General features: G+C 65.6%; 12 protein-coding genes (1 of these 12 only partly in view). 9 read left to right on the top strand and 3 right to left on the bottom strand.

What is annotated here, in order from left to right; genetic code table 11:
• The first annotated feature begins 882 nt into the window (after positions 1-882).
• Positions 883-1,791, top strand: coding sequence for a DUF1259 domain-containing protein (locus BRAD285_RS22640; RefSeq protein ID WP_006610955.1), 909 nt, complete (start codon positions 883-885; stop codon positions 1,789-1,791).
• A gap of 283 nt (positions 1,792-2,074) precedes the next feature.
• On the opposite strand, the gene BRAD285_RS22635 is transcribed toward BRAD285_RS22640, so the two are convergent.
• The 3 genes from BRAD285_RS22635 to BRAD285_RS22625 all read right to left on the bottom strand — a co-directional run bounded on the left by BRAD285_RS22635 (position 2,075) and on the right by BRAD285_RS22625 (position 3,807).
• Positions 2,075-2,893 carry a hypothetical protein gene (locus tag BRAD285_RS22635; protein ID WP_035645647.1) on the bottom strand — a complete coding sequence of 273 codons (819 nt, stop codon included), beginning with the start codon at positions 2,891-2,893 and terminating at the stop codon, positions 2,075-2,077.
• A gap of 276 nt (positions 2,894-3,169) precedes the next feature.
• Complete coding sequence (locus BRAD285_RS22630; RefSeq protein ID WP_050886807.1) at positions 3,170-3,574, bottom strand: hypothetical protein; 405 nt, start codon at positions 3,572-3,574, stop codon at positions 3,170-3,172.
• A gap of 11 nt (positions 3,575-3,585) precedes the next feature.
• Positions 3,586-3,807 (bottom strand): hypothetical protein, encoded by a 222-nt coding sequence (locus BRAD285_RS22625; RefSeq protein ID WP_006610952.1) that lies wholly within the window; start codon positions 3,805-3,807, stop codon positions 3,586-3,588.
• Positions 3,808-4,501: 694 nt separating this feature from the next.
• On the opposite strand from BRAD285_RS22625, the gene BRAD285_RS22620 reads away from it, so the two are divergent.
• The 8 genes from BRAD285_RS22620 to BRAD285_RS22585 all read left to right on the top strand — a co-directional run.
• Complete coding sequence (locus BRAD285_RS22620; protein WP_006610951.1) at positions 4,502-5,632, top strand: PepSY domain-containing protein; 1,131 nt, start codon at positions 4,502-4,504, stop codon at positions 5,630-5,632.
• The gene (locus BRAD285_RS22615) at positions 5,629-5,889 is read left to right on the top strand and encodes a hypothetical protein (protein ID WP_006610950.1); all 261 of its coding nucleotides are present in this window, start codon (positions 5,629-5,631) and stop codon (positions 5,887-5,889) included. Before BRAD285_RS22620 ends, BRAD285_RS22615 begins: the two co-directional genes overlap by 4 nt.
• A 614-nt stretch (positions 5,890-6,503) precedes the next feature.
• Positions 6,504-8,834: a TonB-dependent siderophore receptor gene (locus BRAD285_RS22610; RefSeq protein ID WP_006610949.1), complete on the top strand. Its 2,331-nt coding sequence runs from the start codon at positions 6,504-6,506 to the stop codon at positions 8,832-8,834.
• A 340-nt stretch (positions 8,835-9,174) separates the two neighbouring features.
• Positions 9,175-9,411: an MbtH family protein gene (locus BRAD285_RS22605; RefSeq protein WP_006610948.1), complete on the top strand. Its 237-nt coding sequence runs from the start codon at positions 9,175-9,177 to the stop codon at positions 9,409-9,411.
• Positions 9,412-9,470: 59 nt separating this feature from the next.
• Entirely contained in the window at positions 9,471-10,157 is a 687-nt protein-coding gene (locus tag BRAD285_RS22600) for a thioesterase II family protein (protein WP_006610947.1), read from the top strand.
• 75 nt (positions 10,158-10,232) lie between these two features.
• Entirely contained in the window at positions 10,233-11,195 is a 963-nt protein-coding gene (locus BRAD285_RS22595) for a TauD/TfdA family dioxygenase (protein WP_006610946.1), read from the top strand.
• A 55-nt stretch (positions 11,196-11,250) separates the two neighbouring features.
• The gene (locus BRAD285_RS22590; RefSeq protein WP_006610945.1) at positions 11,251-20,964 is read left to right on the top strand and encodes a non-ribosomal peptide synthetase; all 9,714 of its coding nucleotides are present in this window, start codon (positions 11,251-11,253) and stop codon (positions 20,962-20,964) included.
• Positions 20,961-23,160: the beginning of a non-ribosomal peptide synthetase gene (locus BRAD285_RS22585; protein WP_006610944.1), read on the top strand. Its footprint extends 4,373 nt past the window's final position; only the first 2,200 of its 6,573 coding nucleotides appear in the window; its start codon is at positions 20,961-20,963; its stop codon lies beyond the right edge, outside the window. The genes BRAD285_RS22590 and BRAD285_RS22585 overlap by 4 nt, the downstream gene beginning before the upstream one ends.

The following is a 23,160-nucleotide window of genomic DNA, read 5'->3' as shown; positions in this document are numbered from 1 at the left end:
CCGAGTTGATCGGGGATGTCCGCCCTCGGGATCATGAGGGCGCGGGGAATGCCGGGCGCTGGCCGCACCCATGGCCCGCCTGCAGAAAAAAAGCAGGCGGCAGTCACCACAGGTTCAGCCGAGGCATCCCGGCATTCCCCGCGCGATGGTTGGGCGGCTTATACGCACTCTCCCCGGGGACCGGGCTGTCTTGCCCCCGTCACGGACGGATCATCATGACCATCCGCTTGGCCTCAGCGTCGGGAGACCAGGACCATGCGACTTCGCCGGCGCGCGGCCTCGTTCGTCCGCATGGCCTGAGGCCACGCTGCGAGACCCTCGCACCCACCGCATCCCACCCCGCGCGTCGTGACGATCGCGATGCGCCCCTCATGGCGAGGCGGGACGAGCGTAGATAAGCATGAATACGGAAAAAACGAAAGAAGAATATTTTTCGCCGAGGGACTGGACAGGGCAAATCAGCTTGGACGGTCAAAAGAATTTCGTGTCCAGGCGCGCCTCATCCGTTCGCTATTCCTTGCCCGCCGACGCTGCACGGCGACCGTGGCGGCCGCCGTCGAGGCTCGGAGCCGTGTGAGCCCCCCGAATTTCTTGGGAAGCGTAGGAACCTTCCTCCCATCTGATGATTGGGCGACGATGGGGATTGCGATCTCCCCACGAGGCGACATGCCCAAGCATCGCGTCCTGATCACCAAGGGCGCCGCATGTCCGCAACCCTCAGCTCTTTCCATCCCGACGATTGGTCTCCCTTCGATAGGTGCGGCGATCGTCGTGCACGTCGATCTGCGGTAGCTCCGCTTCGCGGTTTGCGCGCGTCACAGCCGCACGAGCAGACGGCAGCGGTCAGAGCCTGAAGCGAAGCTGATCACAAGGAGTAGCACGATGAAAAGAATCCCCCGGGCCCTGATCGGCCTTGCCATCTGCCTTTCCGCCTTTCGCTTCGATCCGTCGATCCCGGCCTACGGCCAAGACATAGACTGGCAGCGCGTTGACGACGTACTGGGCCGCAAGCCCGCCATCTCCGACGACGTCCGCCGCTACGGCTTTCCGCGCAGTGATCTCGCCGTGACATTGGACGGCGTGACGATCAAACCGGCGCTGGCGCTCGGCGGGTGGGTCGCGTTCAAGCCCGCTCATGGCGGCGCCATGGTGATGGGCGACCTTGTGCTGCTCGAGACCGAGATCAATCCGGTGATGGCGAAGATGATCGCGAGTGGTCTCGAGATCAGCGCCGTGCACAATCATCTGCTGCGTGCGACCCCGGCAACATTCTACATGCACGTCGCCGGCCAGGGCGACCCGGTCAAGCTGGCCTCGGCCATCCACGACGCGCTGGCCGAGAGCAGGACGCCACTGACGGCAGCGGCATCGACGAGTCCGCCGCCCGCCGTCGAACTCGACACATCAAAGCTCGACCAGATCATCGGCGTCAAAGGCCAGGCCAATGGCGGCGTCTACCAGTTCAACGTCAAGCGGCGCGACCCGATCACGCAGGGTGGCATGTCGCTGACACCTGCTGGGCCGCTGGGCGTTGCGATCGGCATCAACTTTCAACCGACCGGAGGCGGCAAGGCGGCGGTCACCGGCGACTTCGTTCTCACCCGCGACGAAGTGAACCCGGTCATCCTGGCGTTGCGGACGCACGGCATCGAGGTGACGGCCCTGCACAGCCATATGCTGGACGAGGAGCCGCGGCTGTTCTTCATGCATTTCTGGGCGAACGACGACGCCGTCAGACTGGCGGAAGGCCTGCGCGCCGCGCTCGACAAGACCGCCAGCACGAGGAGCTGAGTTGCGGGCAAGGGGCCGGCCTGGTGGCCCGCCCCTCCTTTATCCTGACTGTGAGCGCGCGCCCCTGGGACGATGTGCCAATCCACCCGTCCAGCTCCGTCCGTCGAAATGCGGCTCGTCACCCGCAATCGCGTCGATCCGCGGGCATCTCATTGAGGCCTTCACTCTGCGACACGGATCGAGCTAGCACGAGGGCGCCGGCTCTACGCGTCGTGAGAATCGACCCGCCCTCATCGCGAAGCGGGACAAAGCGTAGATCGGCAATGAACGCGCCCAAAACGCGCTAATTGCGCCGCCATGACTCGATCAGTCCTGCGAGCCTCGCATCGAGCGCTTCATCACCCGCCGCCAGGTCAGCATGGTATCCGAGCCAATAATGGCCAACGAGCGCGTGGTGCGTACATAATATCTCGCGCGGAGCTTGACAGACCACCAGCCGAGCGAGCTGCCCGGAGGGGTTCAGCCGAGCGTAGTAACGTTGAATGCGCGCGATTCCGCTCGGCTGCACGGTATAGCTCAAGTCGAACGTCTGATAGCCGTTGCGGTCCGGACCTTGGATCATTTCCGAGCGGCGCTTGCGCCAGGACTGCAAGTCCGGGCCAGCGGTGCCGTCCTCGTCAGGCGAAATTCGAACCTCCTGGAACATGCCGCAGCTGGCATCGGTCCGACCACCGAGGTTGGCGAAGCAAACCTGTGCGGTAAAGCCGTTCTCATGCGAGACGGCGACCGGCGGGGCTGATCCAGGAGACGCGGGCGCGTACGTCCAAGGCAGCGAAAAGACCTCGTCGCCGACATGCCGCTCGAAAGTGTCCGGTCCCGGCTTGACGAAGGCGCGTGCAACCTGAGTGCCGATGAGGCTCGTGCTCCAGATCACGATCACCAAGGCCGATGCGATCGCCCGGAACTTCAGCGCCAGAGCGATCGTGGATGCCGCCGTGGTGAACGCTCCGACGGCAAGAACAAGGTTGCTCGCCTGGAGATCGTAGGCATGCAGCTGATATTGCGGGCTTGCGGAGAAATAGAACATGCTGAAGCCGGCCATTCCGCCGATTACCAAGCATGCCGGGATCGCGATCACGAACACAATCCAGCCGATGATCACGAATGTTTTGGCGCGGCTCCGAAGAAATGTCACGGGTTTTGACCAAAATGCCTGGAGTTGACTGCCCGTCGTCTTAACAGACCTGAGCTGCGTCCGGCCACTCCCGCAGTTGCTCGAGATTTCTCGCCCCGTAGCGCTGCTGTCTCATGCGCCTCGCATGGAGGTTTCGCCAGCAGCATGAGCCCACCCCCTTGGCGATGAAGTCGACGGGAGGCGCGAATGGATGAACGCTCGGCTCGACGCTCGTGAGTTGCCGACGAACGGGCCTCCCGGGCGTCAGCTCCAATACTGTCCGCGCGGGATGAACTCCCGCGCGACCAGGATCGCGCTGTCCTCGCAGAGCTCCAGCGCCAGCTTCTGCGCCAGCATGACGTCTCCGGCCGGCAGGTCGCCGACGGGCACGAAGCAGATGCCGCGGCGGACGCGGCCGCGGTCGTCGAGCAGGCAGACATTCATCGCCGTGCCGTTGAAGATCCGGTAGCGACGGCCGCTATGGGAGCCTGTCACGTCGAAATAGCCGCGCGCGGAAAACTGCTTCCATTGCGCCGGCGTCAGCCATTGCTGCAACAGACGCCGCGCGCGGCCGGCCGGCGTACGGTGAACCCGGTGCTGGCAGACCAAGAGCCGCGCTGCCCGCCGGCGCAGCAAGACCCGCCACTGCGATCTGACGACGCCGAACATGACCGGTTCTATTAGCCGCCGACCAGCCGCGGGAAGAACACGCATTCCTCGACCTGCGGGTCGAATGAGCGGATGATCTCCACGCGCCCCGGCGCGACGCGGGCGGTCGCCGTGAAGCCGCGCCCGGTCAACTGCCGGAAGCGCCGCTCGGCCTCCGCCACCTGCGCCGCGCTCGCCGGATCGAACGGGTAGCGGCTGTCGCCTGTTCGATCCATCACGATCTGGACTGCCATGAAAGTCTCCCTTGGAGAATGAGCTGCCGGACGTCTGGGACCGCAACAGCCGCCGCAGGGAAGGGTTCCTGTCCGAATGAGCTCGGACCGATGAGACGGCTCTGTTGGCGTTGGCCGCGAGACGCACGGCACCGTCCGCTGCATTCGATGGGAGCGTCGGGCAGCATCAAGGCCGAGGCCGCGAGGAGGGCGCTTCGTCCAGCTCTCAGAGCTCGCGCATGTGGCCGGCCCTGCTTTCGTCACAGCCTCATTCGCGCATCGCGCCGACAGCCTGAATGTCGCCTCGGTGCGACCATCGCAGCGCTCAGCTCACGCATAGCTCTGGAGCGAGCAAGCCACAATTGGTGCTCTACCTTAAAGGGATTCCAGCGGAGGCAACGCTGAAATCATTTGATCGGCGCGACATGATCCGCAAGATGCCGGATCACGATTGATCTGAGTGTTCAGAAGTCTTGCCGTTGCAACGTCCGGACCGGTTCTGATCCGCCAGGACAACGTCCTTTTTTCCGCTGCTATCGTGCACCCTGCGATCGTGGCTTGATCGTTTCTGGATTTGTCGCGTTTCAATTGCGAGGTCGGCATCCGCTCGCGGCTGAGATCTTGGCTGAGGCCTTCGGTGATATTGAACGCAAACGATCTGGCGCGCGGCGGGGCGCGCTTCGGCAGGTGATGACGCAAGGTGGGTTCGAGCGCAATGCGGGTTTGGGTTCAGGTACACACATGGACATCGCTGATCAGCATGGTCTTCCTGCTGATGCTGTGTCTGACGGGACTGCCGCTGATCTTCCATGACGAGATCAATCATCTTCTCGAGGACGAGATCGCAGCGCCTACGATGCCGGCGGATACGCCCCTTCTGCCGCTCGATCGCCTGATCGCCGCGGCCAGGCAGCAGCTACCGGAGCAGCACGTGCTGTTCGTGTCCCTGAAGACGGCTGAGCCGCTCGTGGTCGTCGCGCTGTCGCCGACCGCAATCCCGGTGCCGGGACAGCTGCATCGCGTGACGGTCGACGCCCGCACCGCCGCTGTGCTGGGCGAGGAGGCGCCGCATCAAGACGTGATGGACGTCATCCTGCGCATTCACCGCGACATGTTCACCGGTCTGGCCGGCGAACTCTTCCTCGGTCTGATGGGGCTCGTCTTCGCGGCATCGATCGTATCCGGCGTCGTGGTCTACTGGCCGTTCATGCGGCGGCTGCAGTTCGGCACGGTGAGGGATCGCTCGGCGCGTCTCAAATGGCTCGACCTGCATAATCTGCTCGGCATCGTCACGGTGAGCTGGACGCTCGCGGTGGGGATCACCGGCACCATCAACACGCTCGCCGTGCCGCTGTCCGATCTCTGGCGCGCGCAGACGATGCCGGCGCTGCTCGCGCCCTATCAGGGCGAGCCGCTTGCCGAAGCGACGTCGGTGGAGGCCGCGGTCGACGCCGTGCGCACGGCTCATCCCGATCGGCAGGTGGCATCGGTGACCATGCCGACCACGTCGCGGTTCGGCAGCCCGCAACACCTCATCGTGTGGACCAAGGGCAAGACGCCGTTCACCGCGCGCATGTTCTCGCCCGTGCTGGTCGATGCGCTGGACAGCACGAAGATGGTCGCGCCGGCATTGGCCTGGTATCTGCGCGCGCTGCAAGTGTCGCGGCCGCTGCATTTCGGCGACTATGGTGGGCTGCCGTTGAAGATCATCTGGGCTCTGCTCGACATCATCACCATCATCGTGCTGTGCAGCGGCCTGTATCTCTGGGTGGCCAAGCGATGGGGCAGCAGGCGCAGGACGTCCAGCGTCCCCGCACAGGCGGCAGCCGCCGTGGTGTCGTCATGAGCTCGTCTGCGACATCGGCGGCGCGGCTGCCGCAACTCTCGACCTGGCAGGTGTTCCGCGCCCCGCTGCTGATCGGCCTCGTCGCCGCAGCCGGGCTCGCCTTCGGGCTGTTTGGCGAAGGCCTGTGGGATGGCCTCTGCTGGCTCGGACTGTCGGTGCCGGTGCTGCTGTCGTTGATCTATGGCACGCGGTGGAATCGGCGGGGAAAGGCTGTCGATGATGGCCGTCAGGCCCACCCGAGCGACGCGGCTTTCTGAGTGATCGCGCGTCTCGCATCCAAGCCGAGCACATCGTTATCGAAAATGGTGCTGACCCGGATCCGAGGTCATGCCGTTCACTCGCACATGTGCGACGCCCCGCGCCATACGAACGCATGACGTTGAATGGCGTGCGTCTATCTGGAGTCATTGATCCTCACTCCGTCACTGCGCTGCTCGTCCAAGAGCCGCGGAGGCGAGCAGCGCGTTCTACAATCAGACATGAACTGACGCCTATCGTCACATGAGAGGACGTGGTTCGTCCCGTCTGCGGCGGGCGTGCAGCAACATCACAGCAAAAATTTGTAGACTGATGAGTTAAAATTGTTCAAGAAGGTCAGGCCTGACCGGGAGTTGAACGATCAGATCTCATTCCCGTCGAGTCGACCGCGCAGTTCTGCGTCGCTGTCGTCTCATCCTGCGCTTCTTTGGAAGTCTTCGAAGAAGCATCAGCGAAGAAAATCCCGCTGTAACGACAATCCCTTGAATCGCAATCGCGCGCAGTCCTGTCGCTCGTTAGACCAGTTCTACGTGGCAGGACGCCATCCTCAAATACCTGTGTGTTAGGAGCGCCGACGAACCAAGTTGGAACTTGGAATGATTGGGGTGTCGGAATGGTTTGTCGTGCGAAGGATAAAGACGTCAGGTTGACGATGTCGTGGGGGCTCGTGAGCTCATTGGCGCTCACTCTGGGGATCGGGGGTATTCAGCAGGCATCCGCCCAGACGAAACTTCCCGACGTGACCGTCGATGCACCCAAGCCCAAGACCCGGCAGGCCACGCAGCGAAGCCAGGCCACGACGACGCGGAACGTGCAACGCCGTGTTGCCACCCGCAACCTGCCTCCCAGGGCTCCCGTGCCCTACGTGACGCCCTCCACTGGCACCATCGGTGCCCCGCCGTCGCCCTATGCCGGCGGCCAGGTCGCAACCGGCGGCGGCCTCGGCCTGCTCGGCAATCGCGGTGTGATGGACACGCCGTTCAACCAGACGAGCTTCACCTCGCAACTGATCCAGAACCAGCAGGCCCGCACCATCCGCGACGTGCTGGTCAACGATCCCTCGGTGCGAACGATCCAGGCGGCGGGAGGCGGCGCCGACAGCCTGTTCATCCGCGGCTTCTACTACGACAGCGGCGACTACGCCTTGAACGGCCTGGCCGGAATCGCGCCGTACTACTCGACGGGCGCCAACTTCATCGAGCGCGTCGAGCTGCTGAAGGGACCAGCGGCTCTGCTCAACGGCATGACCGTCGGCGGCACCGGCGCATCGAGCGGCGGCGCCGTCGGCGGCAGCGTCAATCTGGTGACGAAGCATGCGCCCGATGCTGACATCACGCAGTTGACCACGACTTACGCCTCGAAGTCGCAATTCGGCGAGCAGGTCGACGTCAGTCGCCGGTATGGCGAGCACAAGGAATGGGGCGTCCGGCTCAACAGCACCTATGTGAACGGCAACACGCCGTGGGACCGTCAGAAGGACGAGTTCGGCAACGCCCATCTCGCCGTCGACTATCACGGCGAGAACGTGCGGATCGACGCGGATGTCGGCTATCAGGCCGATCAGCTGAATCCGCCGCTGCGGTTCTTCACCGTCGGCGCGACGACGACCAGCATTCCGGCGCCGCCGTCGGCCGGCACCAACTTCCAGGTGCCGTGGGCGTACTATGCCCCGACCGATTTCTTCTCCACGGTGAAGGGCGAGGTCGATCTGAATGATCGCATCACGGCCTATGCGGGCTTCGGGTATCACGACAGCAACATCAACTACCGCTATCCGTCGCCGGTGATTACGAACACGGGCGCCCTGAGCGGTCTTCCATTGACGGGAAGCGAGACCTACCAGACATTTGCCGGCGAAGCCGGGCTGCGCCTGACGGCCGACACCGGGCCGATCAACCATGCCCTCAATGTCGGCTATTCCGTCACCGACCGCACCTATACGCAGCGCGTCGTCACGGCCGCGACCATACCGGCAACGTCGTGGAACCTCTATGCCGATCCGAGCAACATCCCGTTGACCGGATTCTCTCCCAATCTGGCGGCTAATCAGCAGGTCGGGGCCAATCTGTGGAGCGTGGGTGTCTCAGACACGATGTCCATTCTCAACAAGCGGATTCAGCTGACGGTCGGCGCTCGACGGCAAACGGCAGGCACGGAAGTCGCGAATTTTCTCCCCAACGGCGCGAGCCGGCCGTTTGCCGACACCTCGGTGTGGACGCCGGCCTATGCGCTCGTGATCAAGCCGGTCGAGCATGTCTCGCTCTACGCCAACTACATCGAGGGCCTGCAGACGCCGGTCGTCGTGACCGGCAATTTCACGAATGTCGGCACAGTGTTCCCGCCTGGCCAGACCAAGCAGGTCGAGGCCGGTGTCAAGGTCGATTTCGGCCGCATCACGACGACCGTCAGCGCCTTCGATATCACGCGGCCGAGCGTCATCAGCGTGACCGCGGCTGGCGCGACGCAGGCAACTCAGGTGCTCAACGGCTTGCAGCGCAACACCGGCGCCGAGTTCAACGTGTTCGGCGAGGTCATGCCGTCGCTGCGGCTGCTGGGTGGTGTCGCCTATACGCACGGCGTGCAGGAGCAGACCCAAGGCGGAGCAACTGACGGCAAGCGTGCGGTCGGCGTGCCGGAGCTCACCGTCAGTCTCGGTGCCGAGTGGGATACGTCCTTCATGCGGGATCTGACCCTGACCGGACGCTTCGTCTATACCGGGGCACAATACGTGAATGCCACGAACACCATTTCGTTGCCGGACTGGACTCGCGTCGATCTCGGCGCGCGCTACACCTTCAAGTCTCCCTGGAATGGAAAGCCGATCGTCGTTCGTGCCAGCGTCGAGAACGTGTTCAACAAGGCCTATTGGGCATCCGCCTATAGCGGCGTGATCACGCTTGGAGCACCGCGCACCTATCTGGTGTCGACAACGTTCAACTTCTGACGCGACAGACAGAAATCCAACCATGAGGCCGCCGCGGGAAGATGCGCGGCGGCCAATGATTTCAGAGCGATTAGTTCGTCTCAATTAGCGCTAAAGCGACTCGTTAAAATTATAGTTCATGCGCACGATCGGGCTGACGCAAGATGCGTGATGGTCGTTCGAACCGTCATTGATATGCCTGCTCACTCGCCGAATGCGCTTGCACCCTGATGTTGAGTCGTCGCGAAGACGTCACCTTGGAGAGATTAAAAAGTTGGAGTGGCGGTATCCTTTTGACTGTCATTCTCAACTGCATTACCCCTGGTTCATCGCCATCGCTTGTTAGTAGGAGTAGCCGGACATGATGGTCTTCGACAGAGACGACGTCACCTTCACCGTCGTCGTGAATCACGAAGAGCAATATTCGATCTGGCCGACGTTCAAGGACATCCCGAACGGCTGGACTGCTGTCGGCGTGACCGGCAGCAAGAAGGAATGTCTGGACCATATCGAGCGGGTCTGGACCGACATGCGGCCGCTCTCGCTGCGCAAGTTCATGCAGGACAATTCTCAAGGCACACCGGCAGCGCAATCCTGAAGCAAGGGAGGCTGGCTGCGATGCGGCTGATCTGTTTGCCCTACGCGGGAGGCAGCGCAATGATCTATGCGCGCTGGCGACGAGTTCTTCCCGTATGGATCGACGTCGTCCCCCTGGAGCTGCCGGGTCGCGGCATGCGGATGGATGAGCCGTTGCAGGCGGATCCGGCTGCGTTGGCGGACCAGCTTGCGGCCGAGCTGGCCGGCGAGCGATGGACGACGCCTTACGTGATGTTCGGGCATAGTCTCGGTGGATTGATTGCATTCGAGGTTGCGCACGGGTTGCTCGCGCGCGGGGTAGGGCAGCCAGAGATGTTGCTGGTGTCGGGGACCGAGGCGCCGGCCGTGCGTGACGGCAGCCGCTGGCGGGAGCCGCTCGGCGATGACGCGCTTCGCGAGGAGCTGACGAGATTGAAAGGGACGCCGCAGGAGGCCCTGCAGAGCATGGAGATCATGAGTCACGCGCTCCCGATCCTGCGTGCCGACTTCCTGATGTGCGGCAACTACGTCCATCGGCAGCGGCCGCCATTGTCTTGTCCGGTCCATGTGTTCGGCGGCGACAGCGACGAGACGCGCCGTGAGGCGCTCGAGGCTTGGCGCGATGAGACATCGGCGGGCTTCGGGCTCGACATGCTGCCCGGCGACCATTTCTTCATTCACTCCCAGCAAGCCGAGCTGTTGAGCCGTATCACCGCGCTGCTGGCGCGGCAGCGATCTCCGCGGCTTGCGGCAGCCGGGGTGGGGTGAGGCTCGCAAGCGAGCGGCTGGACTGGATTGTTGAAGACGAGCTGATGCTGATTTGGAAGGAAGTGGGGAGGAATCATGTTCATGATGCAACCTAAAATAGATCAGGAGGCGCTTCCTTTCCTTCTGCGGGCCAGCCGCAAGCAGCAGCCCCTGACGGATGTCGTCAGCGAGCTGCGCGACATGATCCAGCGCCAGCTGTATGCGAGCGGCGGGATTCTGTTCCGTGATTTCCATCTGGACGGCGCTGAAGGCTTCAGGAGCTTCGCCGCAAGCTTCGGCGATCCGCTGCTCACCTATGAGTTCGGCTCGACGCCGCGCACGCAGGTCAGCTCCGGCGTCTACACCTCGACGGAGTATCCGCCGCATCAGAGCATTCCGCTGCACAACGAGCAGGCCTATACGCGCGACTGGCCGATGAAGATCTGGTTCTACTGCCAGCAGGCCGCGCAACAAGGCGGCGAGACGCCGATCGCCGACAGCCGGCTGATCTACCGCGACATGCCCGCTGCGATCCGAAACCGGTTTGCCGAGAAGGGCGTCATGTATGTCCGCAACTACGGCAGCGGCCTCGATGTCGACTGGCGGCAGGTGTTCGGCACAGAATCGAAGGCGGAGGTCGAGGCCTATTGCGCCGCCCATGAGATCACCTGCGAATGGAAGGATGGCGATGAGTTGCGCACCCGGCAGATCTGCCAGGGCACCGCGGTCCATCCCGTGACCGGGGACGTCGTGTGGTTCAACCAGGCGCATTTGTTCCATGTCTCGAGCCTCGCACCGGAGGTGCGCGACAGCCTGCTCGACATCGTCGGTGATCCCTTGGAGCTGCCGCGCAATGCCTATTACGGCGACGGCTCGCCGATCGAGGATGCGACGCTCGCCGCGGTGCGCGGCGTGCTCGACCGGCACAAGATCATCTTTCCCTGGCAGACGGGCGACGTCGTGATGTTGGACAACATGCTGACGGCGCACGCGCGCGAACCGTTCAAGGGACCGCGCCGCGTGATCGTCGCGATGGCGCAGGCCCACCGCCTGCAATGAGCCGCCTCCGCCGAGCCTGCTGATCGAGCCCTCGCTGCCACCGGATATCCACGACATGCGCCCAGAAACTCTCGTCGAACGATTGCGTGAGCACGCCTCCCTCAGAGGCGATCATCTGGCGCTGCGCTTCATCGAAGGCGATGATGTCGTTGGAGAGCTAAGCTTTGCTGCTCTCGATCAGCGGGTTCGCGCCCTTGCCGCGCAACTGCAGGAGCTCGGCGGCGTCGGCGAACGGGCGGTCATCCTGCTGCCGAGCAGCCTCGACTACGCAGTGGCGTTTTATGCGTGTCTCTATGCCGGCGTAATTGCGGTGCCGGCCTATCCGCCCGAGGGCAAGGAGCGCTATACGAATCGTCTCGATGGCATTCTCCGCAACGCGGCGCCTCGCTTCATCTTGACCGCGACGGGACTGCGCGACACGATCACAGCGTCTCTCGGCCAGACCGCTACCCATGTCATTGCCGTCGACGCCGTGCCGGTGGATCAGGCGTCATCCTGGCGCGAGTCCCGACTGAAGGGCGATGCGATCGCATTCCTTCAGTACACGTCCGGCTCGACCTCGCAGCCGAAAGGTGTTTGCGTCACCCACGGAAACCTGGTGGCCAACGAGATCGCGATGGAGGCGGTCGCCGGTGCGACGACGGACGACGTCTTCGTCAGCTGGTTGCCGCTCTATCACGACATGGGACTGATGGGCGGCATGTTGAGCCCCTTGTTCACCGGCTACACGACGGTGCTGATGTCGCCGCGCAATTTCCTCGAGCAGCCGCGCCGCTGGCTCGATGCCGTCCATCGACACGGTGGCACGATCAGCGGCGGGCCGGATTTCGGCTACGCGCTCTGCGCGGATCGGATCTCCGACGACACGATCGCACGTCTCGATCTCAGCCGCTGGCGTTATGCGTTCTCCGGCTCCGAGTTCGTGCGCCGTGCGACGCTCGATCGTTTTGCCGAGCGCTTCCGGCCGGCCGGCTTCAATTCGCGCGCGCTGACGCCGTGCTACGGGCTTGCCGAAGCGACGCTGCTGGTCACGGCCGGCGATCGCGCCAACCAGGCGGCGTGCCATACGCTCGATCCGGTCGCGCTGGCGAGCGGACGTGTCGCCGAGGCGGACGAGGGCGCGCCGCTGATGGTGTGCGGCGTCGCCGCCGAGCATCACGCCGTGCGGATCATGCGAGCGGATGCTTCGCGCGAAGCCGATGCGGATGAGATCGGCGAGATCTGGGTCGCAGGCCCGAGCGTGGCGCAGGGCTATTGGAAGAACGCAAAGGCGACGCAGCAGACCTTCGTTGAGAGAGACGGCTCGCGTTGGCTCCGCACCGGAGACCTTGGCTATCTCCGCGACGGCGCGCTGGTCGTGACCGGCCGGCTCAAGGACCTGCTGATCGTTCGCGGCCAGAATATCTATCCGTTCGACCTGGAGCAGGCCGTCGAGATCGGGGTGAGCAAGGTCCGCAAGGGACGCGTGGCGGCATTTCCCGTCGAGATCGACGGCACCGAGGGGATCGGCATTGCCGCGGAGTTCAGCAGGACGGTGCTCAAGCGCACTCCGTCCGATGTCCTGATCAAGGCGATCGGCGATGCCGTCATGCGGCAGACCCAGGAATATCCTGCTGTCGTCGTGCTGTTGAATCCGCAGGGCATGCCATTGACGACCAGCGGCAAGTTGCAGCGCTCGGCGTGCCGTGCGGGCTGGATGCAGGGAACGCTCGACAGCTTCATGGTGTTCGCGCGGGGTCGCCAGACGACCGAACAGTCGGGCGCTGCCGTTCTCACCGAGACCGAGCTTTGTCTCGCGTCGATCTGGCAGGACGTGCTGGGTATCGCAGCCGTCGGCCGCGGCGACGACTTCTTCATGCTCGGCGGCAATTCGATCGCGGCTGCGCAGATTGCCGGCGTGGTGCGCGAGCGCCTGCGTGTCGAGCTCGATCTGCGCAGCTTCTTCGATGCGCCCACGCTTGGCGCGCTGGCTGCCCATATCGATGCAGCGGGGCTGACTGCCGACGTCTTGCCGCCCCTGCAGGCCGCAGCGCCTGAGGCGCGCCGGCTGCTGTCGCCGGCACAGGAGCGGCTCTGGTTTCTCTGGAGCATGGACCCGGCCAGCACGGCCTACACGGTCGCCTGCGTGATCAGATTCGATGGCGCGCTCGATCAGGCGCTGCTCGTGCAGGCGCTGAGCGAGATCGTCGCGCGCCACGAGCCGCTGCGAACCACCTTTGTCTCGCAGGAGGGGCGGGCGACGCAGGTGATCCATGCCGTTCAGGAGGTGCCCGTCGCCGTCGAAGATCTGCGACGCTGCGCGGCGGCCGATCGCGCCGTGCGGGCCGCGGCACGAATTCGGGAGGAGCTTGGGAGGCCGTTCGATCTCGTCAATGGCCCGCTGCTGCGCGCCGTCCTGTTGCAGCTGGCCGAAGATCGGCACGAGCTCTTGCTCTCGGCGCATCACATCGTGGCCGACGGCCTGTCGCTCGATGTGCTGCTGCGTGAACTCTCGACCATCTATGGTGCGCTTCGGCACCGAACAGCTTTGCCGCCGGCGCCGCCGCTGCAATATGCCGACTACGCCGCCTGGCAGCGGGGCTGGCTGTCCGGTCCAGAGGCCGATCGGCAGATGGCCTATTGGCGCGCGCGCCTCGGCGAGACGCACGAGCCGATGGCGTTGCCGTTCGATCGGCCGCGGCCTTCGGTTCAGAGCTATCGCGGCGAGACCTTGCACCTCGACATCCGGCAGGATCTGGCCGAGCGGCTGCGAAGGCTGGCCGCGGAGCAGCGCGTCAGCATGTTCATGCTGATGCTTGCGGCCTATCAACTGCTGCTGTTCCGCTACTCCGGCCAGTCGGATCTGCGGGTCGGCGTGCCCGTCGCCGGCCGCCGGCAGGCTGAGCTTGCTTCGCTGGTCGGCTGCTTCGTCAACACGCTGGTACTACACGCCGAGGTGGTGCACGACATGAGCTTCGCCGATCTGCTGAAGCAGGCGAAGGAAGAAGTGATCGCGGCCCTCGCACACCAGGATCTGCCGTTCGACCGCCTGGTCGAGACGCTCAATCCCGTGCGCTCGGGTGGTCACAATCCGCTGTTCCAGGTCAAGTTCAACTACATGACGGCGCCGCGCGGCTTTGCCGCAGTAGACGATCTGCGCGCCGAGACCCGTATCATGGATCTGGCCGGCTCGCATTTCGACCTCGCGCTCGACGTCGTCGACGATGCAGGCGGCATGGCGGCGAGCCTCAACTACGCGACCGACCTGTTCGATACGTCGACGGTCGAGCGGATCGGGGTCCAGTTCGTCGATTTCCTGCGACAGATCGCCGAAGCCGTCGAGCGGCCGCTGGCCGACTTCGTCCTCGTCCCTCACGCTCGTCAGGCCATCGCGCAGGAGGCTGTCAGCTTCCCGTTCGCCGACATTCTTGGCCTCATCAGCGCGGCGGCCGCAGGCCGCGGCGACAGGATCGCGCTCCGGCAGGGGCAGACGTCCATCACGGGCGGCGAGCTTCAACGCTGGTCGGACCAGATTGCACGGACGCTGACGTCGCGCGGCGTTGCGCGCGAGACGCCGGTGGGGCTGTGGATCGAGCGGTCGCCGGCGTTCGTCGCGGCGCTGCTTGGCGTGCTGAAGGCGGGCGGCGCCTATGTCCCGCTCGATCCGGCATGGCCCGTCGCGCGCGTCCAGCGCATTCTTGAAGACGGGGACATTCGCACGCTGATCGCGACCGGCGACCGTCTCGCAGCCGCCCAGGCGCTGGAATGTCTGGTGCTTGACGCCGAACGGCGCGATGGCGGGGCGTCCGATAGCTTTGTTCCTCGACCTGTCCATCCTGCGCAGACCGCTTACGTCATCTACACCTCGGGCTCGACCGGCGCGCCGAAGGGGGTCGCCGTATCACATGGTGCGCTGGCGAACTACGTGCAGGCGCTGCTGACGCGGCTGCGGCCGACGGCGGATGCCAGCATGGCGATGGTCTCGACCGTCGCGGCCGATCTCGGACACACCGTCCTGTTCGGCGCGCTGGCGAGCGGCGCCACGCTGAACCTGCTGTCCGCCGATGCGGCCTTCGACGCCGACGATTTTGCGCAAGCGATGCGCGACGGGGACGTCGCCATCCTGAAGATCGTGCCGAGCCATCTGCGCGGTCTGCTGCAGGCGCGGCGCTCGGCCGACATGCTGCCGCGCGATGTGCTGGTGCTGGGCGGAGAGCCCTGCGATCCGCGCCTCATCGCAGACGTTCGTCAGTTGCGTCCGCAATGCCGCATCGTCAATCACTATGGCCCGACCGAAACCACGGTGGGGATCACCACCCATGAGTGGAGCGAGGCCTCCGGCGCGGTCGTGCCGGTCGGTGTGCCCCTGGCGAATCTGCGCGCTCATGTGCTCGACGATGCCTTGAACGCCGTGCCGTCGGGCGTCGCCGGCGAGCTGTATGTCGGCGGCGCGGGCCTTGCGAGGGGCTATCGCGGCGCGCCGGGGCAGACGGCCGAGCGCTTCATTCCGGATCCGTTCGGTCCGCCGGGCGAGCGTCTCTACCGCACCGGCGATCGCGTGCGCTGCGATCACCAGGGACAAATCGTCTTCCTCGGCCGCCGCGATGATCAGATCAAGCTGCGCGGCTACCGCGTCGAACCGGGGGAGATCGCGCGGGTGATGAACTCGCTCGACGGCGTGGCCGACGCCGCGGTCGTGACGCGCGCGATCGATGCCGGGCAGGACCGTCTGGAACTGGTGGCCTATTGCGTTCCGGCGCCGGGGGCAGCGTTGCAGCCGGATGCGCTGCGGACGCAGCTGGCAGCGTGGGTCCCGGACTACATGGTGCCGGCGCGCGTGATGGTGCTCGACCGTCTCCCGCTGACGGCGAACGGCAAGCTTGATCGGGCCGCGCTTCCGCAGCCCGAGGACGAAGCCGCCGTTTCCTACGCCGATCCCGTTGGAGAGGTCGAGCAGACCATCGCGGCCGTATGGCGCGAGGTGCTCGGCCGCGATCGCATCGGCCGCCACGACAATTTCTTCGAGCTCGGCGGCGATTCCATTCTCTCCCTGCAGATCATCGCACGGCTGCGCAAGCGCGGGCTCATCCTGACCCCGAAGCAGGTGTTTGCGCGGCAGACGATCGCGGCCCTGGCCGGTGTGGTCGTGACCACCTCCACACGGGCCGTGGCGGCGCCGGCAGCAGCACCCAGCGTCGTGAACGCCGGCGTTGCGGAGCTGCTGCCGATCCAATTGCGGTTCTTCGCCGAGCCGATCGCCAACCGCGATCACTTCAACCAGGCGGTTCTGATGACGCCGCGTGATCGCGTCACGTGGAGTGTGTTGCAGGCCGCGTTCGCTGCCGTCGTGACGCATCACGACGCGCTTCGCGTGAGCTATCGGCAAATGGGAGAGTCCTGGCAGGCGACGGTCGCCGCGGTGCCGGCGGCATCGGATCTGCTCTGGGTCCGCACGGCCGTGCAGCCGACTGACCTTGCCGCGATCGCGTCAGCCGCGCAGGCGAGCCTGTCCTTGGCGTCGGGAGCGCTGCTTCGGGCCGTCGGCTTCGACATGGTGGACGGCAGCCAGCGCCTGCTGATCGCAATCCATCATCTCGCGGTCGACGGCGTGTCCTGGCGCATCCTGCTCGAGGACATCGCCACCGCGTGCGAGCAGATCGAAGCCGGATCGGCTGTCACCTTGCCGGCCCACAGCGACTCGCCGTCCTCCTGGGCGCAGCGGCTGCGCGCACATGCGACGTCCGACCGGCTCGCTGCGGAACTGCCGTTCTGGCTGGCCGCTTCTCAAGGCGGCGAGCCTGTTTGCGACGATGATCGCGGTGGCGCCGACGTCGAGGCCGAGGCGGAGGAGGTGGTGCTCCAGCTGGATGCGGAGCTGACCACTCAGCTTATCGAGGCTGCGCCGTCGGCCTACCGCACCCGGATCAACGACCTCTTGCTAGCCGCGCTCTCACGCGCGATCTGGAGCTGGTCCGGCCGCGATGACGTCGCGATCGAGCTCGAGGGCCATGGCCGCGAGGACATCTTTGCCGATGCCGATCTCACGCGGACGGTGGGATGGTTCACGAGTGCCTTCCCCTTCCGCCTGCAGGGCGGCTCCAGCGCCGATGGCGAGCTCATCAAGACGGTGAAGGAGGCGCTGCGCGCCCTTCCCGATCACGGTCTCGGCTATGGTGTCCTGCGTCATCTCGGCAGCCCCGCGCATCGCCTGGCGCTGTCGCGGCTGCCGAGCCGGCGGATCGTCTTCAACTATCTCGGGCGTTTCGACCAGGAACTGGGCGCTGCGGCTGCGTATCGGATCGCTGCGGAAGATCCCGGGCCGATGCGGGCGTCAGACACGCCGTTGCGGGCTTGGCTCACCATCAATGCCGAGGTGCGCGACGGCGCGCTTCGCCTGGCCTTCCGCTACGGCCGGCGCCGCTATCGGCGTGCGACGATCGAGCGACTCGCCCAGCTCTACGGCGCGGCGCTGCGTAGTCTCGTCGATCATTGCCGGGACAGCGCGGGAGGCCTGACGCCCTCCGACGTCCCGCTGGCGCAGCTCGACCAAGCCATGCTCGATCGGCTGTGCGCGACGCTCGATGTCCACAACGTCGAGGACATCTATCCGTTGTCGCCGATGCAGCAGGGCTTGTTGTTTCACGCGCTTCGCGACGGCAAGGACGACGCCTATGTCAACCAGCTCGCGGTCGAGCTGCGCGGTGTGACGCCGGCGCAGCTGCGCGACGCCTGGCAGGCAGCGAGCGCGCAACATGCGGCGCTCCGCACCGGATTTGCCTGGCAGTTCTCCGAGACGCCGCAGCAGGTCGTTTACCGCCGGCTGGATGTTTCGGTGGTCGAGGAGGATTGGCGCGGCCGCATGGTCTCGCTGCGTGACGGGACCGATCTCGACGCCGCATTGGTGGATGCGGGGCAGCGTGAACGTGCCGTCGGCTTCGACGTCACCCGGCCGCCGCTACAGCGGCTGCGGCTGATACGGCTCGATGACGACCGGCTCTGGCTGATCTGGACGCATCATCACATCGTGCTCGACGGCTGGAGTTCGGCCCGGCTGCTCGCCGACGTCTTGCAGCGCGCGGGCGGCGCCGCGCCGACTGTCTCAGCCGGTAGATATCGCGACTACATCGCTTGGCTCCAGACGCAGGATCAGGACGCTGCGACGAGCTTCTGGCGCACCGCCTTGGACGATCTGACGGAGCCGACGCTGCTTGCCGATGCACTTCGCAGCAGCGCGGCGGTGGGGCCGGCGGTCGGACATGGACGGCTGACGCTGGTCCTGGACGACAGTCTCGCGACCCGCCTCAGGCGGTTCGCGACCCAGCAGCGGGTGACGATGAACACGCTGCTGCAGGGTGCGTGGGTGCAGCTGCTGCGCCAGCACTGCGGTCATTCCACCGTTTGCTTCGGCGTCACCGTCGCCGGGCGTCCGGCAGAGCTTGCCGGCGCAGAGCAGGTGGTCGGCCTGTTCATCAACACATTGCCGCTGGTCGACGCGCCGCATCCGCAAGCGCTCGTCGGTGATTGGCTGAGGACGTTGCAGGCGCGCAACCTCGCGGCGCGCGACTATGACTGGATGCCGCTGCACGACATCCATCGCCTTGCCGAGCATGGCGGCCGGCAGCTGTTCGACAGCATCATGGTGTTCGAGAATTATCCGCTCGATCGCTCACTGATGGATCGCAGCGCGGGCGCGCCGCAGGTCGGACGTGTCGAGCATGTGACGCCGACGAATTACGCGATGGCGGTGTCCGTGTTCGACGGCGCCGAAGGCCTGCGGCTCGACTTCAACTATGACCGGGCGCAGCTGGACGAGCGCGCGGTGCGGCTGGTGAGCGCGACGATGCGCGACTGGCTGCTGCAGATCTCGGCGGATGCAGCTCGTGCCACAGGCAGTCTGCAGGCGACCAGCGAAGAGACGCTCGGATTCGTTCTGCGCTGGGGCCGAGGTGACGGCAACGTCATCCCGGCCGGACAGAACCTCGTCGCGCAGATCGAAGCGCAGGCGGCGCGAACGCCGGATGCGATCGCCCTCATCCGCGGCGAGCGCCGGATGAGCTATTCCGAGCTGAATGCTCGTGCCAATCGGCTGGCGCATCGGCTGGTCGCGCATGGTGTCGGCGCAGACGTGGTGATCGGCCTCGCGCTGGAGCGCACGCCGACGATGCTGGTGGCGCTGCTCGCGGTGCTGAAAGCCGGCGCAGCCTACCTGCCGCTCGATCCGGACTATCCGGCCGATCGTCTCGCTCACATGCTGCGCGACAGCGGCGCCAAGCTGCTGCTCACGCAGGCCTCGCTGAGGGATCGATTTGCGCGGGCGCTCGATGATGGTGGCGCCGAGGCCTGGCTGCTCAATGACGACGCCGGCCAGGGAGCGGGCCTTGCCGCCAATCCCGGCATCGCCATTCACCCCGAGAGCCTTGCGTATGTGATCTACACCTCCGGCTCCACCGGGTTGCCCAAGGGCGTGATGGTGCGCCATGGCGGGGTCGCGAATTTCCTAGCCACGATGGCCGAGCAGCCGGGGATTGCGCGCGTGGATTGCGTGCTCGGCCTGACGTCGCTGTCCTTCGACATCGCCGTGCTCGAGCTGTGGCTGCCACTGACGTGCGGCGCGCGCATCGTGCTGGCCGACCGTGCCGCCACGCAGGATCCTGCGGCGCTGAAGGCGATGGTGATCAGGCATGGCGTGACGATGATCCAGGCGACGCCGTCGAGCTGGCGCATGCTGCTCGACCACGATGACCGCGCCGCATGGCTTCCCGACGGCTGCCGCGTCCTGAGCGGCGGCGAGGCGCTGGCTCCGGATCTGGCGCGGCGGCTGACAGCGCTCAGTTACGATGTCTGGAATCTGTATGGGCCGACCGAAACCACGGTGTGGTCGGCGCGCCGTCGGCTCGCTGCTGACGATCCGACACCTGTGCTGGGCAAACCGATCGGCAACACCACGCTGCATGTGCTCGACGCGAATTTCAACCTCGCGCCGCCGGGCGTGGCGGGCGAGCTCTTCATCGGCGGCGAGGGCCTCGCGCGCGGCTATTGGAGCCGGGCAGGGCTGAGCGCCGAGCGTTTCGTCCCGGATCCATTCGGGCCGGCCGGTGCTCGGCTGTACCGGACCGGAGATCTGGCGCGCTGGCGTGCCGATGGCGTGCTCGATTATGTCGGCCGCGCCGACCACCAGGTGAAGATCCGAGGACGCCGGATCGAGCTCGGCGAGATCGAAGCGCAGCTGCGCGCCCAGCCCGGCGTTCGCGACAGCGTGGTCGTCGCGCAGGAGTTCGGCGGAAGCCGGCAACTGATCGGCTATGTCAGCGGCGGCGATGCGCTCGATGCAGCGAGCCTGCGCGCGGCGCTCGTCCCGGTGCTGCCGGACTACATGGTGCCGTGGCGGCTGATCGTGCTGCCGCAGCTGCCGCTGACGCCGAACGGCAAGATCGACCGGCGCAGATTGCCGCCGCCATCCCATGGCGATCAGGCCGAGCACGATCATGAGGCTCCCATCGGCGAGATCGAGATCACGCTTGCTCGCCTCTGGGCGGAGCTGCTCGGGGTGAACAGCGTCGGCCGCAGGGATCGCTTCTTCGAACTGGGCGGACATTCTCTCCTGGCGGTGCGGCTGATGAGCCGAGTCGCACAGGAGTTCGGCATCGCGCCGCCGCTGTCCGAGCTGTTCGCTCACCCGGAATTGGCGGAGTTTGCTCGCGTCGTCTCGATCAGCCTGATCGAGGATGAATTCGAGGTGGGCGAGCTGCAAGACCTGATCGAGGCTGAGCTGATCGAGGCGGAGTCATGATGAGACGACCATCAGCCAAGCCCAACCTCAAGGATCTCGGCTCCGAAGAGCTGCAGCGCCTCGCGCTCGCCGCCAGGGAGCGTGGCCGCAGGACCGGAAGGCGCGATCCCGCAGCGATCCCGATCGTCGATCGCGACGGCAAGCTGCCGCTCTCCTTTGCGCAACAGCAGCTTTGGCTGGTGACGCAGCTCGAAGGCGCCAGCACGAACTATCATCTCGATGCCGTGCTGCGGCTTGAGGGGCAGCTCGATGTCGCGGCCTGGCGCCGCAGTCTCGATCGTCTGCTCGCGCGCCACGAGGCGTTGCGCACGATCTTCGTTGCCGAGCAGGGCGAGCCCCAGGTGCGGCTGTTGCCGCCGGACACGGCGGTGCCGTTGACATCGCATGATCTGCGCGGCCGGCAAGATCGCGACCAGCAGCTGCACGACCTGCTCGACCGATGCCGGAGCGTGCCGTTCGATCTGGCTCGCGGACCCCTGATCCGTAGCGACCTGATCCAGCTCGACGATGATTTGCATGTCGCACTCCTCAGCCTGCATCACATCGTCGCCGACGGGTGGTCGATGGGCGTGATCGTGCGTGAGCTTTCGGCCTTGTACGGCGCATTCATTGCCGGCGAGGATGATCCACTGCCGCCGCTCGCGCTGCAATATCCGGATTTTGCGGCGTGGCAGCGCGGAGCGCTGACGCAGGAGCGGCTGAAGCGCCAGCTTGATCATTGGATGGTGGCGTTGGCCGGCGCGCCGCCGGTGCTGACGCTGCCGACGGATCGGCCACGAGCCGCGCCGCGATCGCTCGCGGGAGCCGCCGTGCCGGTGGAGATCGACAGCGAGCTGTCGGGCGCCATCAGGCAGCTTGGCCGCACGGTCGGCGCCACGCCGTTCGTGATCGTGCTCGCAGCCTGGGCCATCGTGCTGTCGCGGCTGGCCGGTCAGCACGATCTCGTGGTCGGTACGCCCACGGCAAACCGGACACAGGCCCAGGTGGAAGGGTTGATCGGCTTCTTCGCCAACATGCTGGCGCTACGTCTCGATCTGACGGAGGCGCCTGATGTGGCGCAACTGATCGAGCGGGTGAAGGCGGCCGCGCTGGCAGCGCAGGACCACCAGGATGTGCCGTTCGAGCAGCTCGTCGACGCATTGCAGCCGCCGCGCGATCCGGAGTACACGCCGATCTTCCAGATTGTGTTCGCCTGGCAGAACAACGAGACCGGCCGGCTTGCGCTGCCCGGCATCGAGGTCGAGCGTCTTGCGACCGCGCAGCGGCAGATCAAGTTCGACCTCGAGCTTGATCTGAGCGAAACGTCCGGTCGCATCACCGGACATCTCAACTATGCGACGGCGCTGTTCGACCGGGACACCGTGCTGCGCTATCGCTCCTATCTGATCGCCGCGCTGCGGGCCATGGTCACTGACATCGGTCAGCCGGTACACCGGATCAATCTGCTGTCCAGCGACGAGCGGTCGCTGCTGCTCGACCGCTGGAACAGCACGGATCTGTTCACCCCGCCCGACCGCTGCATCCAGGAGCTGATCACCGATCAGGCATACCGATGGCCGTCGGCGACGGCGCTGGTGCATGACGGTATCAGCCTGACTTATCAGGAGCTCGAGCAGAGGGCCAACCGCCTGGCGCATCATCTCGTCGCGCGCGGCGCCGGCCCGGATCGCCTGGTCGCGATCTGCCAGCAGCGCGGCATCGATGCGATCGTCAGTCTGCTCGCGGTGCTCAAGGCGGGCGCCGCCTATCTGCCGCTGGATCCGGTCTACCCGCCACAGCGGTTGCGCGAGATCCTGGCCGACGCAGCGCCCCTGCTGCTGCTATGCGACGATGAGGCAATCGCGACGCTCGGCGAAGTCCCGTGCCCTGTCATCAACGTCCCGCGCGATGCGTCAGCGTGGCAAGGATCGCCCGATGTCGCGCCTTCGACTACTAATCTGGCGTCACACCATCTCGCCTATGTGATCTACACCTCCGGCTCCACCGGCAAGCCGAAGGGAGTGATGATCGAGCACCGTGGCCTGGTCAATCTCGCTCTGGCGCAGATCGCGCTGTTCGACCTCAGCGAGGACAGCCGCATCGTCCAATTCGCGTCCCTCAGCTTCGATGCAAGTGTGTGGGACATCGTCATGGCGCTGTGCTCCGGCGCCGAGCTGCATCTGATCGGGCGCGACGCCCATCGCGACGCCTCGGCGC

Origin of the sequence: Bradyrhizobium sp. ORS 285 (assembly GCF_900176205.1) — a bacterium.
Taxonomy (GTDB): Bacteria; Pseudomonadota; Alphaproteobacteria; order Rhizobiales; family Xanthobacteraceae; genus Bradyrhizobium.
Note: the sequence above shows the minus strand (reverse complement) of the source record. Positions and strands in the feature narration are given on the sequence as shown.